This is a genomic window from Calothrix sp. NIES-2100, assembly GCF_963875285.1.
Classification (GTDB): domain Bacteria; phylum Cyanobacteriota; class Cyanobacteriia; order Cyanobacteriales; family Nostocaceae; genus Aulosira.
In genome coordinates this window covers 4,266,793-4,285,403 of sequence record NZ_CAWNLA010000001.1, presented here as the reverse complement: position 1 = coordinate 4,285,403, position 18,611 = coordinate 4,266,793, and the positions used below count along the sequence as shown (strand labels likewise).

Here is an 18,611-nt window from a genome sequence, read left to right as displayed (position 1 = left end):
TGTGTCATTTGTTATTGGTCATTAGTTCAGATGTCATCTAACACCCCCAGGCGACTCCCGCCACAGCGACAGCTTGGCGGTGAGAGGAATGGGGAGTCCGCTTGAGCTTCACAATGAAGCCGAATTGCTGCAAAGCAACAACAGGTGACGGGGTGAGCGACGAGTGAGTAATTAAGTTTTGGCACATAGCGAATTGTACGTATTTCACCCTTCGGGTTCGGCAGTTCGGACTCGACGGAAACCGCTCCTGTCTCCGACTGCCTCACAGATTTAGTGATAAAATGTGAAGTATGGAAAAAGCCTATCGTTACAGAGTGTATCCAACTGCCGAGCAAGAACAGATATTGCGCCGGACAATTGGCTGTGTACGATTGGTTTTTAACAAAGCTTTGGCAGCTAGAACCGAAGCTTGGTATGAGAGGCAGGAGAAGGTTGATTACGTTCAGTCTTCTGCTATGTTGACGCAGTGGAAAAGACTTGAAGACCTCCAGTTTTTGAATGAGGTTAGTTGCGTGCCACTGCAACAAGGCTTGAGACATCTGCAAACTGCTTTCACTAATTTCTTTGCTGGCAGGGCGAAATACCCCAACTTCAAAAAGAAGCGTAGTGGCGGTAGTGCAGAGTTTACCAAGTCTGCTTTCCGGTGGAAGAATGGACAAGTCTACCTGGCTAAGTGTTCTCAACCACTGCCAATCAAATGGTCTAGGCAACTGCCAAAGGGATGTGAACCTAGTACCATCACAGTGAGACTTGAGCCTTCTGGACGATGGTTTGTCAGCTTGCTCCTTAACGATCCAGCTGACGAAACTTTGCACTCTGGTGATAGTGCTGTGGGGTTGGATGTTGGGGTTAGTTCTCTTGTTAGTCTGAGTACAGGAGAGAAAATTGCCAATCCCAAAGTGTTTGACAAGCACTACCAAAAATTGAGGAAAGCACAGAAGTCTTTGAGTCGTAAGCAAAAAGGTTCTCGTAACCGAGATAAAGCAAGACTCAAGGTAGCTCGGATTCAAGCTAAAATCTCTGATGCAAGGATTGACCATACCCATAAACTGACAACTCGACTGATTCGTGAAAACCAAACGATAGTTGTTGAGGATTTGGCGGTTAAGAATATGGTCAAGAATCCAAAACTTGCCCGCGCTATCAGTGATGCTGCATGGGGCGAATTGGTGAGACAACTGGATTACAAAGCTCTTTGGTATGGTCGAAACTTGGTAAAAATTGACCGATGGTTTCCCAGTTCTAAACGCTGTGGCAACTGTGGGCATATTGTTGATAAATTGCCGTTGAATATCAGGGAGTGGGACTGTCCCAACTGCGGAACACACCACGACAGGGATATTAACGCAGCCAAGAATATTTTGGCGGTGGGACACACCGTTGCAGTCTGTGGAGCGAGTGTAAGACCTGATAACCATAGTGTTAAAGGGCAACTGCGAAAAACCCGTAAGGGAAAGAAACAGAAACCTAAGTTGTGAATCTTAGGAATCCCTCGCTACACCCGCAAGGGTTAGCGGTGGGAGGATGTCAACAAAGCACCCACAAGCATCCCCTGATAAGTGTAGGTTTTTTGACAACAAAGCGAGGAAAGGTGATGTGCTTCTCTTCTCCCAAGGGGAGACGCGCAAGGGACGAGAGGCTGCGCCCTAAGCCTTGGCGCAGCCTCTGGCAGAGAAGCTATACCGCAGGCTTTACGCTCAGCAACCGGGGGATGAGAGGGGACAAGGGAAGGGGGACAAAGGGGAGGGAGATACATCAGAAATGCCCCATGCCCCATGCTTCATGCCCAATGACTAATCACCAATGACAACTGACAAATTACAATAATCCTTCCAATTTGCGACGGATCTTTTCTAGTTCAGCATCAGATAAGTCTGGTTTTGTTGGGTCTGGTGGATTAGGGCGCAATGTTTCTTTCGTTTCCTGATCGGTTTCTTCTGTTTGCCCATCTGGCTTCCAGTCGGTTTCTTCTACATTTAGTTCTGGGGGAGTCACGACTATACTACTGTTTTCGGTGACTAGTTCCCAGTCATAATTGGCGCTTTGACAAAATTCTTTGATTTCTTCGTCCTCAATCTCTTCTACTGATGGTACTGGGAAATCCTGAGCTTCTAACATTAAAGCGTAGCGGGTTGCGTCATCTTCTGATTCAAACATGAGAATTTGATTGCGATCGCCTATCCGCACGCTGTGAATCCCCTCATTTTCAGTTCCTACATTGAAAATCAATACAAAAACACGCATAAATGTCACAATCTATCTTTAATGGTGGTTCTCTGGTCTATATCTTATTAAAGTTCTAGGTTGTACCTATCGGCTAACCTTTGATTTATTTTCTTCAGCTGGAAATATTTCTGGAACATGACTAAGGTACTGCCGTCTACGATAATTATGTGTTTGTCTGAGTTACCAACTTTCCTGAAGTACAATGGCATTCGAGCTGGAGTAGAAGTTGTTGCTATTGCGATCGCCTTAATCACTCAAGCGTGCCATCTCTAGTTTGTATATTGGACTACGCTCTCGTGAAACACTGCCAGTAGAGAAATTTTTCAGCCCACAGTTTGCGTAGTTTACTTGATTACGGTATTCCTGACAATGCCAATATTATTGAATAGAACAATTTCCTCGACTCCAGCAATCAAGCCTGAGGTTGAGTTGACGTATTCTAAATAATGGCAGAGCCATCTAGTACTAATTGACATCGGCAGTAAGTCAGCTAAAGTCGCCAAACAAAGAGTGAAAGCCAATGATTCAGCGTCCCAATCAAGTTAATCACTCCAATTCCCGAAATCGTCAACGTTTCTGGTTGCTGGTGTTGTGTCGCGGTGGTATTGCTTTAGGCGGACTATTACTGCTTTCCATTGCAGGCGGTATCTGGTGGTTACAGAGTTTTATCCAAAAAGACTTAGCGCCTTTAGCAGAAAAAAATCTCACGACAACAATCAACCGTCCGGTAAAACTTGGGGTCGTTACAGAATTTTCTTTAATGGGAGTAAGGTTTGGGGCTTCGGAGATTCCAGCCACCGCCACAGATCCAGATAGAGTAAAAGTTGAGGCGGTGGAAGTGGGTTTTGACCCAATACAGTTAATTTTGCACCGCAATTTAAAACTAGATGTCAGTTTAGTCAATCCAGATGTTTACATTGAAAAAGATGAGGAAGGGCGTTGGCTAAATACTCGCATTACTCTTGGTGGTAAAGGCGGCCCGATTAAAACCGATTTGGAGAAAATTCGGTTCCGCAATGGCAAGCTGGTTTTGCTAGGCTTGTCCAAAACCCCAGAACAACAAAAATCCACAACGCCCCAACCCCCCAACTTACCTGTGGGATTTTCCCAACTCAACGGCACTGCCCAACTGTTGGATAATAACCAGGTGATAAGGTTTGATATTGCAGCTCAAGCCGATAGTGGTGGTAATGTGGCGCTGAAAGGAGATACACGCCTGAAGACACAAGCCGCTGATTTACAGATTCGCGGACAAGATTTGCTAGCTGCTGATATTACTCGGATTATTCAGCTACCACTGACTTTACAGGCGGGTCGAGTTAATGGTGATTTGCAAATTCAACTGATACCACAGCAACAGACTTTACTGTATGGCAGTGCCTTTTTGCAAGGGGTAGCACTGCAAATACCCCGTCTACCTCAATTATTGAACAATGCCCAAGGAAAACTCAGTTTTCAAGGAACGGAAATTAAGTTAGAGAAGCTAGCTACTAATTACGGCAAAATTCCTTTAGTGGCTACGGGTATTATTGACAGACAAACTGGCTATCAGCTAACAGGACAAATCAATCAGGTAGATGTAAATACAGCCTTGGAGACTCTCAAGGTAAAACTACCTTTGCCTACCATTGGAGAAGTCAAAGCCGATTTACAGCTAGCCGGCGCACCGAATAAACCAATTCTTACAGGTACAGTGGCGACGCTGAAACCTGCCCGCATTGACAAAGTTGATTTTCAGAATGTTAGTAGTAAGTTTGAGTTTTCTACTAGCAATTCCCTGATTAGTCTCAAAGATATTCAAGGTACACCGACAGTTGGGGGTAAGGTCACCGGTGCAGGTAATATTCAACTAGGGAAAACGCCGCAACTAAATTTTAATTTTACTGGTGAGAATGTGCCAGGGGATGCGATCGCCCAAATTTATAACACTACTCCTTCGTTTCAAATCGGCAATGTCTCCGGTACAGGGCAGCTAACTGGTATTGCTGGTAACATTCAAACTGTCGTCCAATGGCAAGCCCCTAGCGCCACCTACCCAGCAACTGGTACAGTTACCATAGCAAGCGATCGGACTGTATTCTTCCGCGATGTTGTTGCTAATGTTAGTAGCGGTAAGGTGCGGGGTTCTGGTAGTTACGCCAATCAACGTTGGCAAGCTGTAGCCCAAGCTGCTGATGTCCAGGTAGAATCCTTTGTAGACAAAACTAAACTGGAAAATGTCTCTTTGGCTGGGGCAGAATTTAACGGTCGTTTACTGCTGGCTGGGACAACATCACCATTTAAAATTGCTTCCATCCGCACTGAGAATGCGGGTGTGCAAATCGGTGGGGGTACGGTTGCAGTTTCTAATATTCAACTACAAGACCAAAACTTTGCAGCCCAATTAGTCGCTAATAATGTGCGATTGGGGCGGATACTCAAGAATGTTCCCCCGGCTTTAACTGGGCCGTTAGCTGGTACATTCCAAATAGCAGGTAGCCGGGATAATTTTAGTCTGAAAACTCTGCGCGGTACTGGCGAGGGTAGCTTGGCTGTTGCTGGTGGGACAGTCACGGCGAAAAATATTCAACTTGCTGATGGTGTGTATTTAGCGCAACTCAAAGCCAATAATCTGGCTGTGCAAGAATTAGCACCCAATATTAAGCAATTTCCCGGCAGTTTAAATGGTGATTTCGACGTTGCTGGGTCAGTTGAATCCTTTAAAGTGGAAACTATTGCTGCTACTGGTCAAGCAAGAGTGAAGGTTGCAGATGGCACAATTACAGCCTCGAAGATTCAACTAGCTAACGGTCGCTATCAGGCGGCGGTTGCGGCTGAAGGTGTGAAGTTAAAGCAGTTAAATCAGCAGTTGCGGGGTCAGTTTGGCGGTCAACTGCAAGTAGATGGTACGGTACAATCAGCTAAATTAGCTGATGTGCGTGCGGCGGGTCAGGTAAAGTTTTCCCAAGGTATTGGGGCGATCGCACAACCTTTGAGTGCCGCGATCGCCTGGGATGGTCAAAGGCTGAACATCGAAAAGGCAACTGCTACTAATTTAAATGCCAGTGGTTACATCTTAGCCAATGCTCAAGAACCAGGCGTACCCAAAATTACAGATTTAAATCTGAATGTGCAAGCGCAAAATTACGACTTGCAACAGTTACCGATTAAGCTACCCAATGCGGTTAATCTAGCGGGGAAAGCAGATTTTGCGGGACAAGTAACAGGGAACTTACCTGTGCCAAATATCCAAGGACAACTCAGGTTACGGAATTTGGCGGTGAAGAACTTGGCCTTTGAGCCAGTCTTAAGTGGAAATATTCAGACCAAGCAAGGACAAGGTACTAATTTAGACGTTGCTGGAAACAGCGATCGCATTACTTTAAATCTTAATGCCAACAATCGCCCCAACTCTTTCTTAGTCAAGTGGAAAGAAGCATCAGCGGTTGGTGAAGCTCAAGGCGAAAATTTGGCTTTGAAATTAGATAAGTTCCCATTACAGGTATTAAATTTATCTTTACCTGCTAACACTCGCCTTGGTAATACTGCATTAGCTGGGGCGTTAACGGGGGATTTATTGGTAAATCAGGATACATTAGCAGCCAGTGGTAATATAGCGATCGCTAATCCGGCCATCGGACGGATCAAGGGTGAACTTTTGACTGCGCAATTTCGTTATAGCGATCGCACAGCTAACATTACAGATAGTGCATTTGTCAAAGGTAAAAGTCGCTACGCTTTTACAGGTAATCTCAGTACAACTACTAAAACTCCTCAAATTCAAGGTAAACTCAACATTAACGAGGGTAATGTTCAAGATATCTTGACCGCAATACAAGTATTTGATTTACAAGATTTGCGCGGTGGTTTGCAAGCGCCAACCTACGGTACGGCTGCGGATCTGGTTACTGTCCCCCAAGGATTAACCAATGAGCCATTATTAACTCAAATCGAGCGTGTTTATCAAGTTGATGCTTTATTAACCGAACAACAACAACAGCGGCGTGACGCAAATCCAGTACCAGATTTAGCCGACTTACAAGGAACTTTCAACGGCGAAGTTGCTTTAGATACTGCTAACGGAATAGCCGCACAATTTAATTTAGCTGGTCAAAATTGGACTTGGGGTAAAGAAACAGAAAAGAACGAACCAGGTCGTTTTTATCTTGCAGAACAGTTAATTGCCAAAGGAAGTTTTGAAAACGGTGTTTTGAGGTTATTACCTTTACGAATTGAGTCTAAAGATAGGCTGATTGCTTTCAAAGGTTACGTAGGCGGTAACGATCAATCTGGTAATTTAGAGGTCAAAAATTTCCCCATCCAAGCACTAAATAATTTTGTCAAACTGCCAATTGGAGTCACAGGTAATCTCAACACTACCGTAACTGTAGCAGGTAGCATCGCCAATCCCAAAGCTATAGGTACATTACAAGTCACAGAAGGAACAATTAATCAGAAAAAATTAGAATCAGCTACAGCAAGTTTTAGTTATGACACTGGTCGGTTAAATTTTGATAGTAAATTTATAGTTAATGGACCTGAACCTGTAAACATTAATGGCAGCATACCCTATAAATTACCTTTTGCTTCTGTCGCTCCAAACAACGAGAAAATTAACTTGGCTATTCAAGTTAAAAACGAAGGATTGGCGCTGTTAAACGTATTTACTAACCAAGTAGCTTTTGACAATGGACAAGGAGAAGTAGACGTACAAATAAGTGGCACAAAACAACAGCCAATAGTCAATGGAGTTGCCAAACTTAATAATGCTACATTTTCGGCTCAAGCTTTACCAGAAAAGCTGACAGAAGTTTCGGGAACAGCAAAGTTCAATTTTGACCGCATCATAGTCGATAATTTGCAAGGAAAGTTTAGCCAAGGAAAGGTAGAAGCGGCTGGAGAAATTGCGATTGCTAATGACGAAGAAGTCACAATCGAAAATCCTCTCACAGTCAACCTTAATCAGTTAGCCTTAAATCTCAAAGGACTTTACCAAGGTAATGCAAATGGCAATGTGCAGATTACTGGTTCGGCACTACATCCCATCCTTGGGGGCAAAGTAGAATTATTTAATGGTCAGGTGTTGTTGGCAGAATCAAGCAATACAAATAAAACAGAAGATAGTGATTCCACCGAGTCATTTATAAAAGCTGATAAACAGAATAAAGATGAAGGTACAAGTGCGACTACAAGATTTAATAATCTAGCGTTGGTGTTGGGAAAAAATGTCCAAATTACCCGTCCACCAATTTTGAATTTTCAAGCTAAAGGTACACTCACTGTTAATGGCTCCTTAAATCAGCCAGTACCAGATGGTAAGATTGAACTAGAGAACGGAGGAGTCAATTTATTTACTACCCAATTTAATTTAGCCCGTGGTTATGAACACACAGCAACTTTTAGAAAAGAACAACCACGCGATCCTAATTTAGATATTAGGTTATATGCCAAAGTACTGGATGGAAATTTAACTAGTGATATTAGCAAGCTCAACACCACAGGTTTATCAACTTTGGAAACTATCAGAGTTGAAGCCACAGTTAAAGGGCCTGCTAGTAAATTAAACGAAAATCTGCAACTGTCAAGCAGTCCCTCACGCGGACAAACAGAACTGGTAGCACTTTTAGGCGGTGGCTTTGTTGATACTCAAGGACGAGGCGACAGTACTTTAGGGCTGATTAATATCGCAGGTTCAGCTGTATTTAACAATTTTCAAGGAGCATTTAACCAAATTGGTAATGCTTTTGGGTTAAGTGAACTACGTTTATTTCCTACTGTTATTTCTGATAATCCTGAAGCAGGAAAAAGCAATTCAACTATAGAATTAGCAATGGAAGCTGGGGTTGATATTTCTTCTAAGTTTTCGATTTCTGGCATCAAAATTTTAACAGCAAACGACCCATTACAATGGGGTATTAATTACCGTATAAATGACAGCTTTCGCCTTCGCGGTTCCACCAATTTAGACGATGATAGTCGTGCAGTAATTGAGTATGATAGGCGGTTTTAATTGTCAATGGTCAATAGTCAATGGTCAATAGTCATTTGTCATTCTCCTTGTTGGGAGCATCCCAATACAAGCAAATCTAGCAAGATGATGAGTTGTCATTGCGAATGAAGCAAAGCGGAATGTAGGCGAAGCCTTCCCGCAGGGTAGCAATCGCAACATCTGTACTTTGCGATTCCTTCCCTTCACTACGTTCTGCTCGCAATGACTATTGTTTTTACACATTTTATATCAAAATTTTTATTCAATTTCATTAATCCATGTTTGAATAGCACTGAGTAAATTAGGCTGGTGAGGAGTAAAACCTTTCAAAGGTATTTCTAATGGTTGGTCAGTGATAAATGCAATATGAATTTCTCGCGTATTTGCTAATACACGACATATATTGATTAGTGTTTCAGTTGGTTCAAATTCATCAAATACTAAAGCTAAGTATTGTTTCTCTAAATATTCTTCTGTCATTACCAGAAGTTGTCGTTCCAAGTCCGCTACACCTGAGATTATTGGTATACTTCTCGCAGGTAATTTTAATCCTTCTCTACAAATTCTCGTGCAGAGTAGTTGGGCTATTTCAGATTCATTATCACTGTGAAGATTTGCAGTTTCGATGATGGAAATACAGCCTGTTTGTTGAGTAGGCTGGAGTTGAGAAAGAATGGAATGAGTATCTGTAAATTGAGCTTCTAAGCTTTGAAGTGATAATGAGCCGCTATGCCAAACGTGATAAAATTCTCGATAACTCATATTTTGAGCGCAATGCCATATATCTTCATGAGATTGTTTTCTATCTGTAGATTGTGAGTTCAAAAATTTATTTCTAGAATTTATATTAATTCCTGCTAAAGCTAATTTTCCTAAAGCTTGGTGTAATTCTTGCTGTAACTCATGAGAGCCAATCAAATCTTGAGGCACTAACTCAGGTTTCCAATGGTAAAAGTAACGGGTATATATCTGAAAAATTTCAGCTTTAGTTTCAGGTAATTCTCCTTGTTTATTTTGATAAAAAATTTGACACAATAAAGATAATCTTAGAGGATTGGTAACTAATTCACGAATCCGCTCTTTTCCCGGTTCTGTTAACTTCGCTTTTAGTTCTTTCCCACGCTGTATATTTTCAGCACAATTAAACCATTTATCAATAAATTCATCAATTTGGTTTTGTTGAAAATCCTGGGTTTTATAAGTATCAAAACCGGGCAATATATTATTATTTAGACTTGCATCCCAAACATTTGCTCGACAAGTCAAAACCACCCGCGCTTGTTCTAACCAGTTTGTCAGTTCTCTAGAAATTTTATTTAGTGCTTCTACATGTGAATATTCCCCCATTTCATCTACAGCATCTAACAACAACCAAACTCTACTTTGATAAAAGCACGTAATTAGTTTATTTTCTGTTTCTGAACTGGGGATAAATTGAGGATTAACTAATCTTATGGCATCTGGAAGCCATTTTTTGAGTAAATAATCTTCTAAGCTCATCCCTTGCAAGCTACCGAGAGATATAAAGATGGGTAGGTTTTGGGTATTGTCTTTGATGTGTGAAGCGATCGCACTCAGTAAAGTAGTCTTCCCTGCTCCTGGTTCTCCAACTATAGCAGCGTGCTTGTTTTTTCCTGTCGAACGTTGAGTGATTACCTGTTGCAAAAACTCATCATGTTGATATGTTTTGCTAATAACTTCTTTCTCTAGCTTATAAACCTCTTCTCTATCAACATTCTCATTTCGTCTTTGTTGCTGTTTGCGTTCTAATAAACCCAGTGGAACATGAACATTTACTTCAAATCCCATTGCAGTTGCTTTGCGCCTGATTCGCTGAGATTCTTGCTGCTTTTCTAGCATGGTGTGGCAAACTTGCTTCCAGTTAATATCATCTGTATTAACTGAGCATTGATTTGGATTTAAAACAGGTGCAGGCTGAGAGCTAATAACTACTTCTGGTGAGTTTTCAATCTGTACCACTGACGGTGGTGAACCCAACTCATCCTTTAACTGCTTCACTTCTTGGGCTGCTTTATTGGCATCAATAGCAGTTAGAAGGCGCTCCATGATGTACAGTGAGTGCCGAGTGTAATCATAATCGAATGTATCTATATTATTATGCTTAACCTTATTGCGTACATCCAGCAATTCACTCACTAGGTTACGCTCAGAATGATCAAATCTTTGTAGTATACGAAAAACATCATTCCAATTATCCAAAATTATTTTAAGTACCACTTGAGGGTCGTTCCAGTTGGGAGCATTGTCTTTAATGTGGTATTCCTGTAAAGCAAATCTTGCTTTCTGCAACCAATTTTGTCCGTATTTAGCCTTCATTTTGCGCTGAATAAAAGGTTTAAGCGCTGGTGTTAAAATTTCTCCTAAAGCTTTATCTACTCTATCTTTATTAATATTTTTTTGGCTCTGCATATTTTCAAAGTTAACTTTGTAGTTAATTGTGTGGTGTAAAATCAAATTTATTGGCATACCAGGGGTACTTACAGCAGATTGCAACAAGCGTGAGGTACAGATAATTGTAAGGGCACAACAATGTTGCCCCTACCTGTGTACCTCATTTAGCTTAAAAACGCTGTATATTACCCTGATGTATTTAATAAGCCCAAAATCCACGGGGAAATATCAAAAATTTTCCGACTGCTGAATGTATCCCCCTAATTTCCTTTCTCTACTCCCTGTTGCTCTTGTTTGCAAGTTCCACCAGTCAGGGTATAGTTGTCTACTTGAACCCAGCTATCTTGACCTACAGCCCAAAATCCGGTGAAGATGTTGTATTCAGATTCATTACCTGTGACGAATCGTAGTGTTAAAGGAATGTATTGCGATAATCTACCAAACTTAAGTTCTACAAATGCGTTTTGATTAGCATCTCGCACTCCAAAATAACCATCTGTGACATTTTCAGATGTGCGCACGTAGGCTTTTAACTCATACTCGGTGTTAGGTTGTAGCTTAATCCGCTGGCTAATACTATTCCATCCAGTCACATTTCGCATCGAAACGTTGTTTTGACCAGAATTGCTATTTCCCATACCTCTATCAATGTCAGTTTTACCTTCAGCTACCCAAGGACTGGCGACAATTTGGCTGCTTTGTTCTTCAAAGTCGCCATCGAATAGGGGAGTAGGACAGGAAGCTTTTACTTTAACAGAGCCAAGACACTGGGTAATTCCAATAGTAATAAATAATGTGACTGTGGCGATCGCGAATTGTTTGCTAGTCATTTATGCTGACCTCTTGACTCAGGGTGATTACCCAAGTCAATGAGTATATAATATACTCACGCAATCAGCTTGAGGGAAATTACTGGTTTTACGGATAAAAGCGATCGCGACAAGGGAAGGGGGACAAGGGAGACAAGGAGGACAAATGACAAATGACAAATGACTATTGACAAATTACCTACCATTAGCAATTTTTCTTTCTATAACAGAAATACGTTCTTGGGTTGCAGGATGGCTACTCAAAAATGATGGTTGAGAAGATTGACGAAGTAATTTTCTCAAAAATGCAGGCATAGCGTTTGGGTTATACCCAGCGCGTTTCATATACTGCAATCCCTTATCATCAGCATTAAATTCTGCTTCCCGGCTATTAGGTAAGTCCACAGCCAGCTGATAAGCTATGGCTGTGACAGCACTTTGGTCTAGACCAGCAAGGGACGCTGCACCTTGAGCAAGTTGGGTTTGTTTCAATTTATTGATCAGGTCGTTGTTGCAAATATGAGCAATTTCGTGTCCCATAACAGATGCTAGTTGGTCTTCATTATCCGCAGCATTTAATAGCCCAGTGTGGACGTATACATAGCCACCTGTGGTTGCAAAAGCATTAATACTAGAGTCTCGCACGACATAAAAGCGAAAAGGAATTTGAGAACAGCTACTCGCTTTAGCCAACCTTTGACCAACACGGTTAACGTAAGCATTGGTTTTGGAGTTAGAATCCAGTTTGTAATTTTGTTTTACCTGCTGATGAATATTTTGTCCCAGAGTGACGGTTTGCTGTGGGGAAATGTTGGAAAGTTGCAACAACTGAACACCATTAAATATTAGCTGACCCCAAGGAATTGCACTGGCTGGCGCAAGAGAGGTTGAGCCTACAGCAAAAGCGGTGCCTACACCAAGGATTACAGAAAAACCTTTATGCATTCTCGAATTCATAACCAAAAATCAACAATTTCTAAGTGATGAACAGTAAAATTAAGTTTCTACCTCTGCGTCTAAATTAGGTATTTTTATTAGGAAAAAATCAAAAACTAGGTGATAAAATTGTGTTAGCAAAAAATAAAAAATTTTGACTAATATACTGGATTGAGTTATCTGAATATTCATACTTTAACGAAAAAAATTCTAAATAAAACCAGCATAAAGGAAGAATTTTAGAAGAATTTTACTTGCAACCTAACACTTTCAGTATCAGTCGCCAGCATTAAATAAGTGCGTGAAGAAATCGAAGAGTCTGGACAGCACGACAGCAATGCTTTGCAAAAACCGACAGAGTTTCGGTAAGACGAGCGGCAGGCAATTCGCTTCCGGATAGAGACGATACTTATAGTCCGTAGACTTATAGTCATCTATTGAGGTTTACTGCTGCATGATATGTCAATGCAGCCTAACAAAGACAAAGTGATTTTAAAGCTTTTCGGGGAGCGAGTACGTACTCTCAGGCAGTCTCGTGGCTGTTCACAAGAAGCCTTGGCACTGGCAGCAGGACTGGACAGAACCTATATTGGTGGTGTTGAACGAGGCGAACGTAATATCAGCCTGATCAATATTCAAAAGATAGCTTGTGCTCTTGAGGTGTCTGCTGCTGATTTGCTTCAGTTTCAGCAGGATGGAGATTTATGAGAGAACCTGCCTCAAATGGATTCGTAAATTCAAGTGCATTGGAGCGTATCGGTTTAAGCCATGACATATTACAAGAAGCAATTAGGGACACTTACCAATTGCTTGATCAGATAGATGCAACGCTTGAAATAGCGGGAGTTTTTCCATTGAGTCAGACGGTTGAGTTAGCCAATTTATCCTCAATGATTGGAAACATCTTCGCTTCAGCTATAGCAAAACATTCAAAGAATTTGCTCAGACGTAACGGACCTCATAAATATCCTGATTTGCTAACAACCGGGATTTCTCTGCAAGTGCCAAATATGGAACTAAAAATGGCTCTTGAGACTAATAAACCCAAAGGGCATCTTGCAAAAGAAGGACATTATCTCACATGCCGTTACGTCCTCTGTCAGTCTGATGGTTCTTTTAAAATTGGAAAGGAGAACCGTGGCATCAAGCCCTACATTTGGGAAGTACGCTGTGGTTATTTATTGCGAGAACATTTCAACATTAGCAATACAGAAGGTGATTCAGGAAAAACTGCTGTCGTAAATGCTGCGGGTATGGAAATTCTGGAAATAGTTTACTGCGACCTGGAACGTGCTCCTCTCTCACATAGAGGTAAAGCATATCAGAGATATCAAAAGCTTTTTGAGTAATATTAGTCACTCTCCAAAATCCCTTGTGCTATGATGCGTCCGAGTAATGGTGGTACAGCATTTCCAATTTGCTTGACAATCTGAGATCTTGTGCCAATGAATTCAAATGTATCGAAAAAACCTTGCAAACGTGCGCCCTCGCGTGGTGTTAATGCACGATCTTGGGTAGGGTGAATGCAACGATTTGAAGCTGGATGAACAAAATTAACAGTTAAGGTTACGCTTGGTTCTTCAGGGTTTAATCTGCTATAGCAAGAACTAAAACCGCTTGTGACTGTTCCTGGTGGTAAAGCATAAATATTTGCACCTGCTTGTCGAATTATTTCTAGCATTCGAGCAGAGTGATCTGTTGCTTCATGCATCGTCAATTGGTGTGCTTGATTGCGAATGAAAGTTTCGTATGATGTCAATTCAATATTCTCTTGATATGCGATCGCTCGTTCTCCAGCCTTAACAGGGGGAAGATCGTGAATTGCTTCATTAATCGTAATGGCAGGCTTTAGTTCTTGGGAAAATAGTCTTTCTGGTGGTTTAAGAACAAACTCTTGTTTCCCAGCCATACTCCGATGTTCGCACCAATGGGTAGGTTGATTCCATTTGAAAGGTTTACCTTGTCGATTCCCAACAATAATAAGACGCTCTCGACGCTGCGGTAATCCATAGTAAGCAGCATTTAGAACTTTATAGCTGGTTCGATATCCGATTTCTTCAAACGCTCCGATAATGGCTCTTAAGGTTTGTCCTTTGTTATGTGTCAGCATCCCCACTACATTTTCAAAAACTATCCATTCAGGCTGTAGCTCATGAACTATTCGACAGAATTCTTCTGCTAAGTTATTTCTAGGATCATGGCGTTCTACATTCCGAAATGGACGAATAGACGAAAAACCTTGACAGGGAGAGCCACCTACAATCACAAATGGGCGAGGATTCTCATGATCCAAAACATTAGTAGAAATAGTCCGAATATCTTGACCATAGGCATTTGCAGCAACATGATTGCAAGAAAATGTCTGTAATCGATCGCTTAGAAGATCAACACCAGCAACTACCTGAAATGCCTCATGCATCTCAAAACCAAATGAGAATCCGCCAACTCCACAAAACAAATCAAGAACAGCTTTTTTTCTAGCATCCGGATTTCTTTGACGTGGAATTTTTATATTGCTTTCGGGTCGGCCTGTAACGTAACCTTCACCTGTTAAAGGATGTTCACAAAGTTTGTTTTGACCGACTATGAGTTGCGCCGCGTCTATCTCCAAACAGTAGGATATCTGCTGAAGTAGCTTTTTTGAAGGCATAACAAGCCCCCGTTCTAGTTTCATCAGCTCATGTAGAGAAATCCCAACAGCAGAAGCAAGGTCACGCTGTCGCATTTTGCGGATTTGTCTTGCCGAGCGAATATCTAAGACCATACCAATCCAAATACTACGTACAGGTGGGAATATAGTGATGATATATATAGTCATCACTTTCATCAAGTTACTGCTGGATTTTGTCAACCTCGGTTTCCTAACGATAACTTTTCAACGGCATCTGGATGTTAGTGAAATTGTCCCAGAGACAGACCAAATCTCTTTTGACTCTGGAGTCACTTCTATTGCTGACCCCGACAAGTTTTAACTAATTTGTTTTGCGATCGCACCTTGAACAAGCTGTTTCAAACCCATACATTACTGTAGGGGTTGTTAAATGTCCCAACAACTTACTAGAGTGAATTAATAACAGTGCAGTCAGGAAGCGGTTAGGAATGGATTATCGGGATGCTGGGGTTGATGTTGAGGCTGGGCGAGCCTTTGTAGATCAAATTCGCAATTTGGTTCACAGTACTTTTAGAAAAGAAGTTCTTGGTGGACTGGGTGGTTTTGGTGGTTGCTTCCAGCTTCCTGGGGGTTTCCGGGAACCAGTGTTAGTTTCGGGAACAGATGGTGTCGGTACAAAGCTGAAAATTGCTCAAGTTCTTAACCGCCATGATACTGTCGGTATTGATTTGGTGGCGATGTGCGTCAATGATGTGCTGACATCAGGGGCGGAACCATTGTTTTTCTTAGATTATTTGGCCACAGGGAAGCTGGAGAAAGAACAATTAACGGAGGTTGTTGCGGGTATAGCCTCTGGATGTAAACAGGCTGGTTGTGCTTTGCTGGGAGGAGAAACAGCAGAAATGCCTGGTTTCTACCAAGTGGGTGAGTATGATTTGGCGGGATTTTGTGTGGGGATTGTCGAAAAAAGCCAAATGTTGGATGGTTCTCAGGTACAAGTAGGAGATGTGGCGATCGCTCTTGCGAGTGCTGGTGTCCATAGTAATGGCTTGAGTTTAGTCCGGAAGATTGTCAGCGATGGCGGATTCGCTTGGAGTGAACGCCCAGAATTATTAGGTGGCGAAACGATCGCCGAAGCTTTCCTAACACCAACGCGAATTTACGTCAAACCTGTGCTAGCTGCACGTCAAGCAGGGTTAGATATTCACGGGATGGCGCACATCACAGGTGGTGGTTTGCCAGAAAATTTACCTAGATGTTTAGGAACAGGTCAAGCAATTAAAATTAACCCCAATAGTTGGGCGATTCCACCTGTATTTAAGTGGTTGGCTGAAGCCGGAGGAGTGAGTGCCGAAGCAATGTATAATACCTTCAATATGGGTATTGGCTTTGTGCTATTGGTGTCACCCCAGCAAGTAGAACAAACAATTACTTACTTTGAATCACAAAATATTCCCGCTTTTGCGATCGGTGAAGTAATTACTGGTGATAATTCACTAGTGGGATTGCTTAGTTAAATACAGAATATCAATATAAGTAAATCAACTAGATTGAGGTTTAGTATGGGGAAATACTTTACTAAACCTCAAAGTGACTAAACTAACTGCAATGATAGTTTGGCAGTATTTGTTACATATTCTGATAATTGCAATTGAATATACTCATGGCCGTCAGCGTTAATATTTGCTAACGTAGTCTTAACATATTGCAAAATTTGCAGTGAATTCGAGAAAATACCTACCAGCACTAGCAAGAGCGTGTTGGTGGTTTCTCATCTGGAGATGTGTAGCGTGTTGGGGTATTTAGAACCATGTATTTTTTATCTCAGAGGGGGTTATGGTTGTAAATTTAGCTCGGAATTTTGCTTCTACGGAAATTTTAAAGCAAGTATTTGAGAATATTGATGCTCAAAGTTGCCCGACATTATTTAACTTTCATCTGCATACTGTCCATTCTGATGGCAAATTACAACCACATGCCTTAATGGAACAAGCGATCGCGATCGGATTAAAAGGACTGGCTATCACCGATCATCATAGTATTGCTGGTTTTCAAGCAGGAAAAGCTTGGTTAGAAGACTTCAGGTGGAATCATCCAGGTGCAACAATTCCCCACCTGTGGAGTGGTGTGGAAATTAATGCCAATCTTTTAGATATTGAAGTGCATATTTTGGCTTACTCTTTTGAGCCTGAACACAGCAGCATGAAACCCTATTTGCAAAGAAAAATTACCACAGGTAAAGAATATCAAGCAAATAACGTGATTGCTGCGATTCACGAAGCTGGAGGTTTAGCTGTACTAGCCCATCCAGCGCGTTACAGGCGATCGCACTTCGATTTAATTCCGGCGGCTGTAAATTTGGGAATTGATGGCGTGGAAACTTTCTACGCTTACAACAATCCTCACCCTTGGAAACCAAGTTATTTGGAATCAGAACAGATACAAAATTTGGCTGGACAATACAATCTTTTCAATACCTGTGGTACTGATACCCACGGTTTAAACATACTCCAGCGTTTGTAATCATGCAGCTAGATTGCTTTCAACTCCTGGTTTAACCAGCCAGGGGCTTTTACCACATTTAGATTAGGTCGTCGCGGATAATTGTTAATCCTAAAGCTTTATAAGCAGTCAGCATTTCATTAGATACTGTCGGTGCAGTGACAAGATAAGTTAGTGCATGAATGGACTCCACTACATAAGCAGCAGCTGTGTCTAATTTTTGTGCTGTCACTAATCCTACTACCTCAGCCGAGCCAGCAATCATGGCGCGTTTAACATGGGCTTCGTCTAAGTTTGGTACGCTAATCCCCACCTCTGGATGTAAACTGCACACTCCTAACATGCACAAATCTGCACGAATCATCCGTAATGACTCAATGGTAACTGTACCGACGTTGACTAAGGCTTGTTTGTAGAGTTTTCCACCCAACATCACAACTTCTATATTTGGATGTTCGGCTAAAGCGATCGCAATCGGTGGACTATTTGTCACGACTGTAGCTTGCAAATCTTGGGGTAAATGACGGGTTACCTGAAGAGTAGTTGTCCCCCCATCTAATATTACTACCTGTCCGGGACAAACTAATTTGGCAGCGGCTCGGGCGATCGCTTCTTTTTCTTTCGGTGCTTGTTTTTGGCGATCGGCGTAACTGGCGGTAGCTGGGGAAGCCAGCAGTGCGCCACCATGTACGCGCACTAAAAGTCCCGCTGCTGCAAGTTCCCGCAAGTCCCGACGAATCGTATCCTCAGAAACCTTCAGCACAGCACTAAGTTCCGTTGACAGCACCTTCTTATCACGATGCAGAATTTCTAAGATAAATTGTCGGCGTTCAGCAGTCAGCATAATTATTTTTCCGGAAGTTGCGTTTTTGGTCTTGAAACTGCACGTTTGTGAGTTTATACTTATAACATCAAGTTTCAATGACATAGACGACAACAACTAGATTGAACTTCCAAACTTTTTCCTTTCCGGACAAAGGTTTGGAGACATATCTGGATGTAGTCTATTCATTTAAAAATAGCGGTAATGTGCAGGTTTTTGGACATTTAACCGTAACTTCAATTGCATTCAAGCAAATTCAGGCACAGTTAAACGTATTAATTGTGCCACTTGGGCCTATGCCAACTCAAGCCACATGGTTCAATA

14 protein-coding genes are annotated in these 18,611 nt (G+C 41.8%); 7 read left to right on the top strand and 7 right to left on the bottom strand.

The genetic code is table 11. The features are described from left to right. Window positions 1-37: 37 nt before the first annotated feature. Window positions 38-187: a hypothetical protein gene (locus AACU32_RS17470; RefSeq protein WP_339378011.1), complete on the bottom strand. Its 150-nt coding sequence runs from the start codon at window positions 185-187 to the stop codon at window positions 38-40. A gap of 103 nt (window positions 188-290) precedes the next feature. Here AACU32_RS17470 and AACU32_RS17465 point away from each other — a divergent pair, with 103 nt between their 5' ends. Next, entirely contained in the window at window positions 291-1,478 is a 1,188-nt protein-coding gene (locus AACU32_RS17465) for an RNA-guided endonuclease InsQ/TnpB family protein (protein WP_096601643.1), read from the top strand. 340 nt (window positions 1,479-1,818) lie between these two features. Here AACU32_RS17465 and AACU32_RS17460 read toward each other — a convergent pair whose 3' ends face one another. Next, window positions 1,819-2,256 carry a DUF3110 domain-containing protein gene (locus AACU32_RS17460; protein WP_096601640.1) on the bottom strand — a complete coding sequence of 146 codons (438 nt, stop codon included), beginning with the start codon at window positions 2,254-2,256 and terminating at the stop codon, window positions 1,819-1,821. Window positions 2,257-2,361: 105 nt separating this feature from the next. Between AACU32_RS17460 and AACU32_RS17455 the strand changes: the two genes are divergently transcribed. Further along, entirely contained in the window at window positions 2,362-2,499 is a 138-nt protein-coding gene (locus AACU32_RS17455) for a hypothetical protein (RefSeq protein ID WP_339378010.1), read from the top strand. Between the two features lie 247 nt (window positions 2,500-2,746). Next, a complete protein-coding gene (locus AACU32_RS17450; protein ID WP_096601637.1) occupies window positions 2,747-8,215 on the top strand; it encodes a translocation/assembly module TamB domain-containing protein in 5,469 nt (1,822 codons plus the stop codon). Between the two features lie 237 nt (window positions 8,216-8,452). On the opposite strand, the gene AACU32_RS17445 is transcribed toward AACU32_RS17450, so the two are convergent. The 3 genes from AACU32_RS17445 to AACU32_RS17435 all read right to left on the bottom strand — a co-directional run bounded on the left by AACU32_RS17445 (window position 8,453) and on the right by AACU32_RS17435 (window position 12,372). Next, on the bottom strand, window positions 8,453-10,681 hold the full coding sequence (locus AACU32_RS17445) for a Swt1 family HEPN domain-containing protein (protein WP_339378009.1): 2,229 nt from the start codon (window positions 10,679-10,681) through the stop codon (window positions 8,453-8,455). Between the two features lie 185 nt (window positions 10,682-10,866). Continuing rightward, entirely contained in the window at window positions 10,867-11,436 is a 570-nt protein-coding gene (locus AACU32_RS17440) for a hypothetical protein (RefSeq protein WP_096601631.1), read from the bottom strand. A gap of 174 nt (window positions 11,437-11,610) precedes the next feature. After that, window positions 11,611-12,372 carry a M48 family metallopeptidase gene (locus AACU32_RS17435; protein WP_096601628.1) on the bottom strand — a complete coding sequence of 254 codons (762 nt, stop codon included), beginning with the start codon at window positions 12,370-12,372 and terminating at the stop codon, window positions 11,611-11,613. A gap of 444 nt (window positions 12,373-12,816) precedes the next feature. Between AACU32_RS17435 and AACU32_RS17430 the strand changes: the two genes are divergently transcribed. Together AACU32_RS17430 and AACU32_RS17425 are read left to right on the top strand one after the other, a co-directional pair. Further along, window positions 12,817-13,059, top strand: a complete 243-nt coding sequence (locus tag AACU32_RS17430) for a helix-turn-helix domain-containing protein (protein WP_096601625.1) — start codon at window positions 12,817-12,819, stop codon at window positions 13,057-13,059. After that, window positions 13,056-13,700, top strand: a complete 645-nt coding sequence (locus AACU32_RS17425; RefSeq protein WP_096601623.1) for a hypothetical protein — start codon at window positions 13,056-13,058, stop codon at window positions 13,698-13,700. Before AACU32_RS17430 ends, AACU32_RS17425 begins: the two co-directional genes overlap by 4 nt. 2 nt (window positions 13,701-13,702) lie before the next feature. Here AACU32_RS17425 and dcm read toward each other — a convergent pair whose 3' ends face one another. Beyond that, the gene (gene dcm / locus AACU32_RS17420; RefSeq protein ID WP_339378007.1) at window positions 13,703-15,202 is read right to left on the bottom strand and encodes a DNA (cytosine-5-)-methyltransferase; all 1,500 of its coding nucleotides are present in this window, start codon (window positions 15,200-15,202) and stop codon (window positions 13,703-13,705) included. A gap of 248 nt (window positions 15,203-15,450) precedes the next feature. Between dcm and purM the strand changes: the two genes are divergently transcribed. Further along, window positions 15,451-16,479: a phosphoribosylformylglycinamidine cyclo-ligase gene (purM, locus tag AACU32_RS17415; protein ID WP_096601620.1), complete on the top strand. Its 1,029-nt coding sequence runs from the start codon at window positions 15,451-15,453 to the stop codon at window positions 16,477-16,479. 319 nt (window positions 16,480-16,798) lie between these two features. Next, entirely contained in the window at window positions 16,799-17,485 is a 687-nt protein-coding gene (locus AACU32_RS17410; protein ID WP_096601617.1) for a PHP domain-containing protein, read from the top strand. 58 nt (window positions 17,486-17,543) lie between these two features. Here the strand turns inward: AACU32_RS17410 and AACU32_RS17405 are convergent, their stop codons facing one another. Continuing rightward, complete coding sequence (locus tag AACU32_RS17405; RefSeq protein WP_096601614.1) at window positions 17,544-18,308, bottom strand: DeoR/GlpR family DNA-binding transcription regulator; 765 nt, start codon at window positions 18,306-18,308, stop codon at window positions 17,544-17,546. Between the last annotated feature and the right edge of the window lie 303 nt (window positions 18,309-18,611).

Coding starts and splice junctions, on each gene's coding strand:
- AACU32_RS17470 (WP_339378011.1), bottom strand. CDS start 187: ATGTGCCAAAACTTAATTACTCACTCGTCGCTCACCCCGTCACCTGTT.
- AACU32_RS17465 (WP_096601643.1), top strand. CDS start 291: ATGGAAAAAGCCTATCGTTACAGAGTGTATCCAACTGCCGAGCAAGAA.
- AACU32_RS17455 (WP_339378010.1), top strand. CDS start 2,362: ATGACTAAGGTACTGCCGTCTACGATAATTATGTGTTTGTCTGAGTTA.
- AACU32_RS17450 (WP_096601637.1), top strand. CDS start 2,747: ATGATTCAGCGTCCCAATCAAGTTAATCACTCCAATTCCCGAAATCGT.
- AACU32_RS17445 (WP_339378009.1), bottom strand. CDS start 10,681: ATGCCAATAAATTTGATTTTACACCACACAATTAACTACAAAGTTAAC.
- AACU32_RS17440 (WP_096601631.1), bottom strand. CDS start 11,436: ATGACTAGCAAACAATTCGCGATCGCCACAGTCACATTATTTATTACT.
- AACU32_RS17435 (WP_096601628.1), bottom strand. CDS start 12,372: ATGAATTCGAGAATGCATAAAGGTTTTTCTGTAATCCTTGGTGTAGGC.
- AACU32_RS17430 (WP_096601625.1), top strand. CDS start 12,817: ATGCAGCCTAACAAAGACAAAGTGATTTTAAAGCTTTTCGGGGAGCGA.
- AACU32_RS17425 (WP_096601623.1), top strand. CDS start 13,056: ATGAGAGAACCTGCCTCAAATGGATTCGTAAATTCAAGTGCATTGGAG.
- purM (WP_096601620.1), top strand. CDS start 15,451: ATGGATTATCGGGATGCTGGGGTTGATGTTGAGGCTGGGCGAGCCTTT.
- AACU32_RS17410 (WP_096601617.1), top strand. CDS start 16,799: ATGGTTGTAAATTTAGCTCGGAATTTTGCTTCTACGGAAATTTTAAAG.
- AACU32_RS17405 (WP_096601614.1), bottom strand. CDS start 18,308: ATGCTGACTGCTGAACGCCGACAATTTATCTTAGAAATTCTGCATCGT.